The sequence below is a fragment of the Arthrobacter sp. NPDC093128 genome (assembly GCF_040683875.1).
Taxonomy (GTDB): domain Bacteria; phylum Actinomycetota; class Actinomycetes; order Actinomycetales; family Micrococcaceae; genus Arthrobacter.
This window is the reverse complement of sequence record NZ_JBFBEY010000007.1, coordinates 43803-55602: the sequence shown is the minus strand read 5'-3', so window position 1 is coordinate 55602 and position 11800 is coordinate 43803. Positions and strand designations below refer to the sequence as shown.

At 67.3% G+C, this 11800-nt stretch carries 13 protein-coding genes; all 13 read left to right on the top strand.

What is annotated here, in order from left to right:
* The first annotated feature begins 8 nt into the window (after positions 1 to 8).
* The 13 genes from AB0N24_RS10025 (at position 9) to AB0N24_RS09965 (ending at position 11746) form a co-directional block, all read left to right on the top strand.
* Entirely contained in the window at positions 9 to 986 is a 978-nt protein-coding gene (locus tag AB0N24_RS10025; protein ID WP_364123347.1) for an ABC transporter permease, read from the top strand.
* Between the two features lie 12 nt (positions 987 to 998).
* Complete coding sequence (locus AB0N24_RS10020) at positions 999 to 2024, top strand: ABC transporter permease (RefSeq protein ID WP_364123345.1); 1026 nt, start codon at positions 999 to 1001, stop codon at positions 2022 to 2024.
* On the top strand, positions 2021 to 2956 hold the full coding sequence (locus AB0N24_RS10015; protein WP_364123343.1) for an ABC transporter ATP-binding protein: 936 nt from the start codon (positions 2021 to 2023) through the stop codon (positions 2954 to 2956). The genes AB0N24_RS10020 and AB0N24_RS10015 overlap by 4 nt, the downstream gene beginning before the upstream one ends.
* Positions 2953 to 4092: an ABC transporter ATP-binding protein gene (locus tag AB0N24_RS10010; protein ID WP_364123341.1), complete on the top strand. Its 1140-nt coding sequence runs from the start codon at positions 2953 to 2955 to the stop codon at positions 4090 to 4092. The genes AB0N24_RS10015 and AB0N24_RS10010 overlap by 4 nt, the downstream gene beginning before the upstream one ends.
* Positions 4089 to 5630 carry a glycoside hydrolase family 32 protein gene (locus AB0N24_RS10005; RefSeq protein ID WP_364123339.1) on the top strand — a complete coding sequence of 514 codons (1542 nt, stop codon included), beginning with the start codon at positions 4089 to 4091 and terminating at the stop codon, positions 5628 to 5630. The genes AB0N24_RS10010 and AB0N24_RS10005 overlap by 4 nt, the downstream gene beginning before the upstream one ends.
* Before the next feature lie 634 nt (positions 5631 to 6264).
* On the top strand, positions 6265 to 6588 hold the full coding sequence (locus tag AB0N24_RS10000; protein ID WP_364123337.1) for a hypothetical protein: 324 nt from the start codon (positions 6265 to 6267) through the stop codon (positions 6586 to 6588).
* 398 nt (positions 6589 to 6986) lie between these two features.
* On the top strand, positions 6987 to 8582 hold the full coding sequence (locus tag AB0N24_RS09995) for a glycoside hydrolase family 68 protein (RefSeq protein WP_364123335.1): 1596 nt from the start codon (positions 6987 to 6989) through the stop codon (positions 8580 to 8582).
* Positions 8583 to 8914: 332 nt separating this feature from the next.
* Positions 8915 to 9358 (top strand): hypothetical protein, encoded by a 444-nt coding sequence (locus AB0N24_RS09990; RefSeq protein ID WP_364123333.1) that lies wholly within the window; start codon positions 8915 to 8917, stop codon positions 9356 to 9358.
* Between the two features lie 88 nt (positions 9359 to 9446).
* Entirely contained in the window at positions 9447 to 9908 is a 462-nt protein-coding gene (locus AB0N24_RS09985) for an Asp23/Gls24 family envelope stress response protein (protein ID WP_364123331.1), read from the top strand.
* A complete protein-coding gene (locus AB0N24_RS09980; protein ID WP_104173701.1) occupies positions 9905 to 10096 on the top strand; it encodes a hypothetical protein in 192 nt (63 codons plus the stop codon). The genes AB0N24_RS09985 and AB0N24_RS09980 overlap by 4 nt, the downstream gene beginning before the upstream one ends.
* A complete protein-coding gene (locus AB0N24_RS09975; protein ID WP_104173700.1) occupies positions 10093 to 10476 on the top strand; it encodes a hypothetical protein in 384 nt (127 codons plus the stop codon). Before AB0N24_RS09980 ends, AB0N24_RS09975 begins: the two co-directional genes overlap by 4 nt.
* A gap of 98 nt (positions 10477 to 10574) precedes the next feature.
* Positions 10575 to 11138, top strand: coding sequence for a hypothetical protein (locus AB0N24_RS09970; RefSeq protein ID WP_364123645.1), 564 nt, complete (start codon positions 10575 to 10577; stop codon positions 11136 to 11138).
* Positions 11135 to 11746: a hypothetical protein gene (locus tag AB0N24_RS09965; protein ID WP_364123329.1), complete on the top strand. Its 612-nt coding sequence runs from the start codon at positions 11135 to 11137 to the stop codon at positions 11744 to 11746. The genes AB0N24_RS09970 and AB0N24_RS09965 overlap by 4 nt, the downstream gene beginning before the upstream one ends.
* The last annotated feature ends 54 nt before the right edge of the window (positions 11747 to 11800 follow it).

Sequence of the window (11800 nt, the reverse complement as noted above, 5' to 3'; positions counted from 1 at the left end):
GGGAAACCGTGCGCTTTATCCTGCGCCGCCTGGGTTTCTACCTGATCGCCTTCTGGGTGTCCATCACTTTGAATTTCCTCCTCCCGCGCTTTATGCCGGGGGACCCCGTATCCCGCATGTTCGCCCGCACCCAGGACCGCATGCAGCCCGAACAGATCGACGCCCTGCGCAAGCTGCTCGGCGTCGACGACCGGCCCATCTGGGAGCAGTACGTCGGCTACCTGCACAACATGGTCACCGGGCAGATGGGCGTTTCCATCTCCCGCTTCCCCACCCCGGTCACCGAAGTCATCGCCTCGCAGGTGGGCTGGACGCTCCTGCTGGGCGGGACCGCGCTGGTGATTGCCGCCGTCGTGGGCAACCTGCTCGGCATCCTGGCCGCCTGGCGGCGCGGCGGAGCCATCGACTCGGCACTGCCTCCCTTCCTGATCTTCATCGGGTCCTTCCCGTACTTCTGGCTCGCGATGGGTGCCCTCTACCTGTTCGGCGTCACGCTGGGCTGGTTCCCCATCCGCCACGCGTTCAGCGACACCATTGAGCCCAGCTTCAGCTGGGAGTTCATGTCCGACGTCGGCATGCACCTGGTGCTGCCGGCCCTCACCATCGTGCTGGTTTCGGTGGGAGGCTGGATGCTGGGCATGCGCAACACCATGATCGCCACCAACGCCGAGGACTACATCACCATGGCCGAGGCCAAGGGCCTGCGCCCGGGCCGGATCATGTTCCGCTACGCCGCCCGCAACGCCATGCTGCCGTCCGTCACCAGCTTCGGTATGAGCCTGGGCTTCGTGGTGGGTGGTGCGCTGCTGACCGAGGTGGTGTTCGCCTACCCCGGCGTGGGCTACCAGCTCCTCAACGCAGTTCAGGGCCTCGACTACCCGCTGATGCAGGGGCTCTTCCTGACCATCACGGCCGCCGTGCTGCTGGCCAACTTCCTCGTGGACATCCTTTACGTCCGCCTCGACCCGCGCGTACGCGCCAACTAGGAAGGACGGGCCATGACCTCTTCCATCGCAACCACCGCCTCCACCGTGTCGGGGGAGACCCCCGCCGGCGGCACTCCGCCGGGCACCCTGGCCGGAAACACGGCAGGAACGCCCGACGGCGGCCCAGGGCTCCCGCCCGGACCCTCCGTCCGCAGGCCCAACCGCAGCCTGCTGCACGGCCTGCTGACCAACAAGAAGGCCATGACGGGCGCGGCCATCCTGTTCGTTTTCATCGCCCTGGCGCTCCTGGCCCCCGTCCTCTACCCGGACAATCCCTCCAAAATCACCGGCATGGCGTCCCAGGAGCCCGATGCCGAGTTCTGGCTGGGCACCACTGCCAAGGGCCAGGACGTACTGGCCCTGACCATCCACGGCGCACGCAGCTCCCTGTTTGTGGGCCTGACCGTGGGCTTCGCCTCGACGTTCATCGGCATCCTCGTGGGCCTGGCCTCGGCCTACTTCGGCAAGTTCATCGACGAGGCCCTGTCCCTCACCACCAACGTGTTCCTGCTCCTGCCGGGGCTGCCGCTCCTGGTGATCCTGGCCGCGTTCCTGCCGCCGGGCCTGGGCACCGTGATCCTGGTCCTCGTGGTCACCGGCTGGGCCGGCTCGGCGCGGGTGCTGCGCTCGCAGGCGCTGTCCATCCGGTCCAAGGACTTCGTGGCCGCGGCCGTAGTCACGGGTGAACGGCCCTTGCGGATCATGTTCCGCGAAATCCTGCCCAACATGGCCTCCATCGTGATGGGCACGCTTTTGGCCTGCATCATCTACGGCATCGGCGCCCAGGCCGGGCTTGAGTTCCTGGGCCTCGGTGACGTCAGCACGGTCTCGTGGGGCAACAACCTCTACTGGGCCGGCAACGAGGGCGCCCTGCTCACCGGCAGCTGGTGGGTGTTTATTCCCTCCGGCCTGTGCATCGCGCTGGTGGCGTTCTCGCTGTCGCTGATCAACTATGCGGTGGACGAGGTCACCAACCCCCGCCTCAGGAAGATCCGCAAGGCCACGCCTGCAAAACCCGGAAAGCGAGCATCGGCATGACCGTCTCCCAGACCTCCTTCGGTTCCCACGAACCGGTCCTGGAAATCAAGGACCTCACCGTGAAGTACCGCGGCGACACCCGCTCCACCACCGCCGTCGACCGCGTCTCCTTCAGCATCGGCGTCGGCGAAATCTTCGGCCTGGCCGGCGAATCCGGCTGCGGTAAATCCACCATTGCCAACGCCATCATGCGGCTGCTGCGGGACCCGGCGGAAATCGCCGGCGGCAGCATCAGCTTCGGCGGCAAGGACGTCCTGGCCATGAGGCCGGAAGAGCTGCGCCGCTTCCGCTGGCAGGACGTGGCCATGGTCTTCCAATCCGCCATGAACTCGCTGAACCCGGTGATGACCATCGGCGACCAGATCGTGGATATCTACACCACCCATGCCGGCTACACCCGGAAGGAGTCGTTGCGGCGGGCAGCCGAACTGCTCGAACTCGTCCGGATCGACCCCGCCCGGCTGAAGTCCTACCCGCACCAGCTCTCGGGCGGCATGCGGCAACGCGCCGTGATTGCGATGGCCGTCGCGCTCAAGCCCTCACTGCTGATCCTGGACGAGCCCACCACCGCGCTGGACGTGGTGGTGCAGCAGGAGATCATGGCCCAGATCAAGGAGCTGCAGCGCGAACTGGGCTTCTCCGTCCTGTTCATCACGCACGACATGTCCCTCATGGTGGAGCTCTCGCACCGGATGGCAGTGATGTACGGCGGCCGGATCGTGGAGACTGCCAAAGCCAAGGACATCCACGCAGCCCCGCTCCACCCCTACACGCAGGCACTGATGGGCGCGTTCCCGCCGCTCACCGGCCCCCGTGTTCCCCTGACGGGCCTGGCCGACGGCGTGAAGTTCAGCAACATCGCCGATCTCCAGGAAGTGTCGCCCGCGCATTTCGTATCCCCCCTTCCAGCCCTCCAAGGAGCACAGCCATGAGCACCCCGGTTTCAGCACGGCCGGCACCGGCAGCCAAGGAGCAGGACCTCACCCAAACGGGAGCTCCCGCCCTCGAAGTGAAAGGCCTGGTCAAGGACTTCCACAGCGGCGGCCTGTTCTCACGGGCCTCGGTCCGGGCGCTGGGCGGCGTGGACCTGGCCATCAGGAAAGGCGAGATCGTGGCGCTCGTGGGGGAGTCCGGCTCCGGCAAGAGCACCCTGGCCCGCTGCATCGCGCGGCTGGAGAAGCCCACCGCCGGCCAGATCCTGATCGACGGAACGGACGTCCTCAAACGCGACCGGTTCCAGGCATCCAGGGAATACCGGTCCCGGCTGCAGATGGTGTTCCAGGATCCGTTCGGCTCGCTCAACCCGGTGCACCGGATCGAACACTTCCTCACCCGGTCCCTGACGCTGCACGGAAAGGCCGGGACACCGGATCAGCTGCGCCGCCGCCTGGATGAGCTGATGACGACGGTGGGGCTCACCCCGGACATGCTCAACTCCTACCCGCACGAACTCTCCGGCGGGCAGCGGCAGCGCGTGGCCATCGCCCGGGCGCTCGCCGTTGAACCCGAGGTGATCCTCGCGGATGAACCCACTTCGATGCTGGACGTCTCCGTGCGGATCGGCATCCTGAACCTGATGCGCCAACTGCGGGACAAACAAGGCATCTCGATGCTCTACATCACCCACGACCTTGCCTCCGCCCGCTACCTGGCGGACCGGATCGCCGTGATGTTCGCCGGGGAACTGGTGGAGGAAGGCGAATCGCTGGACCTGCTGGCGAACCCGGCCCACCCCTACACCCGGCTGCTGGTCTCGGCCGTGCCGGATCCCGCCCGCACCGGGTCCTATGACCCGCATGAGCGTGCGGCGCTGCGCGCCGCGGTGATGGAGTCGGCGTCGTGCGCGTTCGACGGCGACGCGGAGCAGCGCTGTTCCGCCACCGAACCCGTCCGGCACCGCGTGGGCGATCCCGCCAACGAGCACTGGGTCCGCTGCCACCTGTACCGGCCACCGGCAACGGCAGCCAGCCATGCCCTGTCCGCCGAGCCCCTCGAATCCGCGCTCCCGACACCTCTCGACGCGTCGCCAGCCGACGACTCCCGCACAGAAAACAAGGCTTCCGCATGACCGAACTGACCCACCCCTTGGCCACCGTGCCACGGGATGAGCTCGTGGCACGGGCCGAGGCAGACCCGCACCGGCCGCGCTTCCACTTCGTCTCACCCGCAGGCTGGCTCAACGATCCCAACGGGGTGAGCCAATGGAACGGGACCTACCACCTCTTCTACCAGTACAACCCGGAGGGCGCCTTCCACCACCGCATCCAGTGGGGCCATGCCACCAGCACGGACCTGGTCAACTGGACCGACCAGCCCGTGGCACTGGAGCCCTCCGAAGGCCCGGACGCCGACGGCTGCTGGTCCGGTGTGCTGGTGAACGACGGCGGCACGCCCACCCTGGTGTACTCCGGCCGGCTCGGGGAGCACGAACTGCCCTGCGTGGCGGTCGGCTCGCCCGACCTCCTGGCCTGGACTAAAGCACCCGAAAACCCGGTGATTCCGGCGCCGCCGGCCGGGGTGGACATCACCGCCTACCGTGACCACTGCGTCTGGCGGGAGGGCACGGTCTGGCGCCAGCTCGTGGGATCCGGAATCCGCGGCCGCGGGGGGACGGCTTTCCTGTACGAGTCCGCCGACCTCCGCCGCTGGGAGTACATCGGCCCCCTGTTCATCGGCGATGCCGCCTCCGGCGACCAGGCGGCCACAGACTGGCAGGGCACCATGTGGGAGTGCGTGGACCTGTTCCGCGCGGGCGCGGGGACGTTGGGGGCCGGCGCTGTGGGTGACCGGACACACGGCACCGACGTGTTCGTCTTCTCAGCCTGGCACGACGGCGACACCCGCCACCCGCTCTACTGGACGGGCCGCTACGCCGGGGATTCGTACACGCCCCGGGAACTTCACCGGCTCGACTACGGCGGACGCTACTTCTACGCCCCGCAGTCCTTTGCGGACGGATCCGGCCGCCGGGTCATGTTCGGCTGGCTGCAGGAGGGCCGGACGGAGGCCGCCATGGTGGAGGCCGGCTGGTCGGGCGTGATGAGCCTGCCCCGGGTGGCCACCCTCGACCCGGACGGGGAACTGTCGTTCGCTCCTGTGCCGGAGGTGGAGTCGCTGCGGCGTGACCACGTCCGGATCGGTCCCCGCACCGTTGGCGCGAGCGAGGTGCTCGCAGGGGTTTCGGGAAACCAGCTGGACCTTGAGCTGAACCTTGAGATGGAGCCGGGGAGCATCTTCCGGCTGGGGATCCTGGCTACCGGGGCCGAGGAAACAGTCATCGAGGTCGGATACGACGTCGGCAGCGGCGGCTTCCCGCAGTCCTATGTGCTCCTGGACCGCGAGCCCAGCAGCCTGGACGGGACCGTGGATGCCGGGCAGAAATCCGGCCCGGTGCAGCTGCCCGGCGGCAGGCTGCACCTGCGTGTCCTGGTGGACCGATCGGCGCTGGAGATCTTCGCCAACGGGAAGCCGCTGACGGCCCGGGTGTATCCAACCCTCGGCGGGGAGTCCGTCCGGCTGTCGGCGGCTGGAACGGTCCGGCTGCAGCAGCTGGACGCCTGGCGCATGGAGGGAGTCTTCGGCGGCCCGCGCCCGCTGTTCCCCTAGCACTGCCATCGTCGGTTGCTCCGTAACGGCCCTTTTGGGGCTTCATAACGGCCGTGGGCCCACGCCGACAGGGTTCCCTGGCCGAGCTTGCGAGGCGAGGGGGTCGGTGGGGAGCAACCGATGGGCCAAATCGATCCATCCTGAAGCATCTTCCAAGATCAAAGGCGATCTGAATGTCCAAAAGGTTAGTTGCAGGGTTTTGCCGTGGCCGCGCTCGGCCTTGGCACGCTGGCTGCGGGTTCGGTTCTGGCCCCGGCCATGATGGCCCCGCCCGCCCGTGCTGTTCCGGGAACAGGGCCCATCACGCTGGGCACCAGCACCAGCCCCATGCCCGATGTGGTGCCCGTCAGCGGAAGCTGGACCCGGCCGGCGGGCGGCGGCCAGTCCGCCGTCGCCCCCCGGAGCAGAACGCCGCTGCCATCGGTGAACAGCGCATCAGCGGGACCGCGAGGTATACGGCCGAAGTGTCCGTGGACCCGGGCAGCCCCCACGCCTTGGGAGCGCTGGTGTTCCGCGGCGCGGCCGATGCCAGCAGCGGCTACGCGGCCACCATCGATCCGAACCTTGACCGGGTCCGGCTCTTCGATCTGGCCACCGGCGAGGATGTGGCGCCGTCCGCGGAGGCGCCGGTTCGGTGCTCCTGCGTGCCTCTGCCGACGGCTCTACGGCGTATTACGTCAACCTGGACCCGAACCTGCGGCTGGCGCGGATCTTCAAGCTCCAAGACGGCGTTTTCAATCCCGCCAGCAGCATCCTCGCCAGTGTCCCGCTGCTGCTGAGCCACGGCGTCAGCTACAGCCTGGAGGCCCAGGCCGCAGGGGAGCGGCTGACCGTGACGCTCGACGGCGCCGAAATCCTGGCCGTCGATGACGCCTCGCTGGCCTCCGGAAGAGTGGGGCTGAACGTGTTCGACGGCCGGGCAGCGTATCAGGATGTGCTGGTGACAGGCTCCGGATAAGCGTGATCCAAGCCGTGGAGGAAGGTGAACCGTTGGTGGCCGGAGGGTGACATTTCACACTAAATCTGATTTAAAGTGCAACATTTGACGTGGAAAATTCCCTGTGGCACGCGCGCGCAATGGGCAATGTAAGCGCTTGCACAAATGGAGCGAAACTCGGTTTTTGGCGGCCCGAAACACGGTTTGATAAGCAGGCCGCGGCCCGCCTAGCGTGGAAACCGGCGCCGGAAGAGATCATCTTCCGGATCGCCTCCCGGGGCCCCACCCAAGCCCCGAACCCCTCGACACAAAGGCGTCCTCGATGACGCCTGCCGTGTCATCGGGAAACGCCGGAGTTTCGGGAAAAGGGCATATGCCCGTCTTCCACGAATGGTCTTACTCCGCGAGAAGAGCAAAATATGCACAAGCACCCCAACACACCCCGGATGCTGCGGTGGCGCCCCGCCGCCGCAGCACTGGCAGCGGCCGTGGCGGCCTCGGCCTTCCTTGCGGTTCCGTCGGCCCTGGCCAACGAACCCTCGGACCCGCCCGCTGCTGAGCAGATGCCTGCCCCCACCCCCGGCTTCCCGCTGCCCACCGATCACAGCCAGAAGGCCTACGACCCGGCGGCGGACTTCACCTCCAAATGGACCCGTGCCGACGCCAAGCAGATCATGGCGCAGAGCGATTCCACAGTGGCGCCCGGCCAGAACTCCATGAGCCCCGACGTCACCATGCCGGAAATCCCTGAGGACTTCCCGGCCATGAACGACGACGTCTGGGTCTGGGACACCTGGTCCCTGACTGACGAGAACGCCAACCAGATCAGCTACAAGGGCTACGACGTCATCTTCTCCCTGGTCGCCGACCGGCACGCCGGCTACGGCTTCGACCAGCGCCACTGGAACGCCCGGATCGGCTACTTCTTCCGCAAGACCAACGCCGACCCGGCCAAGGACAAGTGGAACTACGGCGGACACCTGTTCCTGGACAACACCTCCATCGGCAACACCGAATGGTCCGGCTCCACCCGCCTGATGCAGGGCAACCACGTCAACGTGTTCTACACGGCCACCACGTTCTACGACGTGGCCGAGCGGAACGCCGGCGGCGGCGGCATCGCGCCGGACGCAGCCATCGCAAAGGCGCTGGGCAACATCCACGCCGACAAGAACGGCGTCACGTTCGACGGCTTCCAGCACACCAAGCTGCTTGAGCCGGACGGGAAAATGTACCAGAACAAGGCGCAGAACCCGGGCTTCGCCTTCCGCGACCCCTACACGTTCGCGGACCCGGCCCACCCGGGCAAGACCTTCATGGTCTTCGAAGGCAACACCGGCGGTAAGCGCGGCGAATACGAGTGCAAGCCCGAGGACCTGGGCTACAAGCCCGGCGACCCCAACGCCGAGAAACTCAACGAGGTCAACAGCAGCGGCGCCTACTACCAGACCGCCAACGTCGGGCTGGCCGTCGCGGACAACAAGGACCTGACCAAGTGGTCCTTCCTGCCGCCGGTCCTCTCGGCCAACTGCGTGAACGACCAGACCGAGCGTCCGCAGATCTTCATCCAGAACGAAAACGGCAAGAACAAGTACTACCTGTTCACCATCAGCCACCAGTTCACCTACGCAGCAGGCATGCGCGGCCCCGACGGCGTCTACGGCTTCGTGGGCGACGGCGTCCGTTCCGATTACCAGCCGATGAACAACAGCGGCCTGGCCCTGGGTTCACCGACGGACCTGAACATGCCGGCCAACGCTCCGGAAGGTCCCAACCCGCTCCAGAACGGCCGCCAGTTCCAGGCCTACTCGCACTATGTGCAGCCGGGCGGCCTGGTGCAGTCCTTCATCGATAACGTGAACGGCGTCCGCGGCGGCTCGCTCTCGCCCACCGTGAAGATCAACTTCCGTGACGGCGTGTCCCAGGTGGACCGCAGCTTTGGCAAGAACGGCCTCGGCCCGTTCGGCTACCTGCCCACCAACCTCAAGGTTGGCGGCGAAGGTCTCTACAAGTAACACCGCCGGGTAGCTTCACACCCGCAGCAGCAGGGGCGTCCGGAATTATCCGGACGCCCCTGCTCCTTTTTGTGCCTCTTATATACGGATGCATCTGCGGCCGAAAACGGGAAGCCCGCCTCTTTCAAAGGGAAGCGTCAGCGGTCCCGTTATATACGGATGCATCTGCGGCCGAAAACGGGAAGCCCGCCTCTTTCAAAGGGAAGCGTCAGCGGTCCCGCGTGGAATCCCGCACGTCATCCGGGCTAGACTCGCACGCCGGGGACAGAACGCCAATGCCGCCAGCTGCAGGAACGGAGCGGGCGGCGCAATCTCAACCAGAAAAGTGACTTTTGAAAAACCTTGCACGCCCTCTGACCGCAGCCGCCCTCTTTGCCGCACTGGCACTCACCGCATGCTCCGCGCCCGAAGCCGCCAGAGCGCCGTCGTCGTCCGCTCCCGCGACCGCCTCGGCAACGGCGACACCCAGCAAGAGTTCCGGGCCGTACGGGGACTTCCCTTCCGCAGCGGAGGCGTGCACCACCATCTCCCAGCAGGCCACCGGCGCCTCGCTGTTCCCGCTCTCGGCCGCCCAGGGCAAAACGGCGGAGCTGGAACAGCTCAAGGCTGAGCTCAGCGAAACCGCCGAACGGGTTCCGGACGAGCTCAAAGCAGATTTCGCCAACCTTAACGAGGTGGCCGTCGCCGGGCTGAGCGACCAGACGGTGTACTCGAGCGGAAAGTTCGACGCCGCCATGACCCCGGTTACGGCCTGGCTCGCGGCCAACTGCAAGTAGCGGATTTCGGCTGAGCAATTTCCACTGGCGTTCAGCCGCTTCTCCCGGCCAAGGGATAGGGTGGTGTTCAAGAGAAGGGGAGTGCCTGATGGAATACCAGAATCCACATCCCGCGCCGGGGGCCCACGCTGAACCAGGCAGTGCCCTGCCGGCCGGCACCGGACGTACCGTCATTTCCGAAACGGCAGTTGCCAAGGTAGCCGGCATTGCCGCCCGCGCCGTGCCGGGTGTCTATTCGCTTGGCACCGGACCGTCCCGTGCCCTCGGAGCCATCCGGGACGCCGTGGGCAGCTCGGACCACGCCGCCGGAGTCCACGCGGAAGTCGGCGAGACGCAGGTGGCAGTGGACATCAACCTCGTGGCCGTCTACGGGACGCCGCTGCACTCCCTGGCGGACCAGGTCCGCGCCGCCGTCTATACCGCCGTGGAAGAGCTCGTAGGCCTGCAGGTCATCGAGGTCAACGTGGAGATCAACGACGTCTACGTGGCAGGTCCGGCAAAGCCCGGCCTGCCCGTGGAAGCCCGGACTGAAAGGGAGGCCATCCAGTGAACCTGACCGTGGTGGGAATTGCAGTGGGCGCCTTCGTGGCCTTTATGTCGTTCCAGTTCGGCGTCTGGGGCTTCCTGGTTTCGCTGCTGTTCATGGGGATCGGCGCCCTTCTTGGCCGGGCCGCGGAAGGGAAACTTGACCTGCGCAGCGTGTTCGATGCCATCACTGGCCGGCGCTCGTCGTCATGAGCAGCGCGGCCGGAACCGTGGCCGGTGGCTCCGTGATGGCCGGACACAACCGCATCAGTACGCAGGCGCTCACCAGCCTTGCCAGGGCCGCTGCCGCTGAGGCCCTGGGGGTCCCGGCGCACGACGTCCGGGCTGACTGGTCCGACGACGACGGCCTGCTGGCCCTGTCGCTCGTCCTGCCTATCAGGATCCCGCCACTAACAACTGTCCTGCGCGATCCGGGCCGCGTGGCCGGGTTCGGCGGATCCATCTGGGAGCGCGCCGTCGCGGCTAAAGCCGTGATCCTGCACCGCGTTGCGGAACTTAGCGGGGCGCAGCTGAGCCGGGTCGACATCCGGATCAGCGGCGCCGCCATCAGCGAAGGGGGAAGGGTCCAGTGAACGACGCGACGGACGTCCGCCCAAAGGGCAGCCACGCAGCGGGACACGGCGCGGATGCCGCCTCAGCTGGCCCGGCCGCGGATTCCCGCGGCGCCGGGATGCGGCGGATCCTGGACCGTGAAACGCGCTCTTCCCGCGCCGGAGTGTCCGGCATCGCCGCGGTCCTGGTGGTGCTCCTGTGCGGCTACGGCCTCCTCGAAGCCGCGGTGCGTGCCATCGGGCAGCCGCCGTGGCTCATCGATCCGGAGACTGCCGCGGAGCGCATCATCGCCCTGCCGCAGGGCATCCCGCCCCTGCTGCTCGGTGTCATCGGAGCCGTCACGGCCATGGTGGGGCTGTTCTTCTTCCTCAATGCGGTGCTGCCCGGACGGCGGGCCAGGCACCTGCTCTCGGATCCCCGCGCCGGAGTGGTGGTTGACGACGAAGTGATCGCCTCCGCGCTTGCCCGACGTGCCCGGCTGGCCGCGAACGTCACCCCGGAACAGGTGATGGTGGTGGTTTCGCAGCGGCAGGTAACCGTCAGCGTGCGTCCCACGTCCGGGGTGCCGGTCAGCGAAAACGCCGTGCTGGCGTCGGTGCTGGACGAACTGCGGGAGATGGCTCCCGCTCCCATGCCCGAAGTACGCGTCAGCGTGGCCACGTCCGGGGTGATCGGGGCATGAACAACACCCCCAGAGTACTTAACCGGATCCTGATCGGAATCCTGGGCCTGAAACTGCTGGTCATCGGACTCCTCCTGGTCACACTAGCCACCGTGCCGGCCGCGGGTCCGTGGTGGCAGCAGTGGTCCGCCGGCGTGTGGAGCGGAATGAGCCAGCTCTTCCAGCACACCGGAGTTCCGGGCCGTGAGGAAAGCTGGCTGTGGGCCGTGCTCGCACTGCTGCTGGTCGGGGTCATTGCCGCGATGGTTGCGTGGGTGGCTCAGCAGGGCAAAGGCCGCTCCGGCCTGATTGTCGCCGAGGACGACGCCGGCGATTTCCCCGGCAACGTGCGGATCGGCGGCGGCGTGGCCGAGCAGGCGCTGCGGGCGGCGTTGGCCGAACGGCAGGACCTCGCCGGCGCCACGGTAGCCACCTACGAGATCCGCGGCGAGCCCGCGTTGAAGATCCGGCTGCAGCCCCGCCACGGCGTGGCCCCGCACCTCCTTGCCGCGGATGTTTCCGCCCTCGTGGAGGCGCTGGACGCCGTGGTCGGCAAACGCACGCCCGTGCTGATCCACATCAGTGCGGGTGCCCGTTCACGGTTCAGCCGCGCCGAACGCGTCCGCTGACAGGCGGGCCCGGCAGCAGGGCCCAAGCCCGGCAGGGCCAAGCGCGAAGAGCCG

Coding starts and splice junctions, on each gene's coding strand:
- AB0N24_RS10020 (WP_364123345.1), top strand. CDS start 999: ATGACCTCTTCCATCGCAACCACCGCCTCCACCGTGTCGGGGGAGACC.
- AB0N24_RS10015 (WP_364123343.1), top strand. CDS start 2,021: ATGACCGTCTCCCAGACCTCCTTCGGTTCCCACGAACCGGTCCTGGAA.
- AB0N24_RS10010 (WP_364123341.1), top strand. CDS start 2,953: ATGAGCACCCCGGTTTCAGCACGGCCGGCACCGGCAGCCAAGGAGCAG.
- AB0N24_RS10005 (WP_364123339.1), top strand. CDS start 4,089: ATGACCGAACTGACCCACCCCTTGGCCACCGTGCCACGGGATGAGCTC.
- AB0N24_RS09995 (WP_364123335.1), top strand. CDS start 6,987: ATGCACAAGCACCCCAACACACCCCGGATGCTGCGGTGGCGCCCCGCC.
- AB0N24_RS09985 (WP_364123331.1), top strand. CDS start 9,447: ATGGAATACCAGAATCCACATCCCGCGCCGGGGGCCCACGCTGAACCA.
- AB0N24_RS09975 (WP_104173700.1), top strand. CDS start 10,093: ATGAGCAGCGCGGCCGGAACCGTGGCCGGTGGCTCCGTGATGGCCGGA.
- AB0N24_RS09970 (WP_364123645.1), top strand. CDS start 10,575: ATGCGGCGGATCCTGGACCGTGAAACGCGCTCTTCCCGCGCCGGAGTG.
- AB0N24_RS09965 (WP_364123329.1), top strand. CDS start 11,135: ATGAACAACACCCCCAGAGTACTTAACCGGATCCTGATCGGAATCCTG.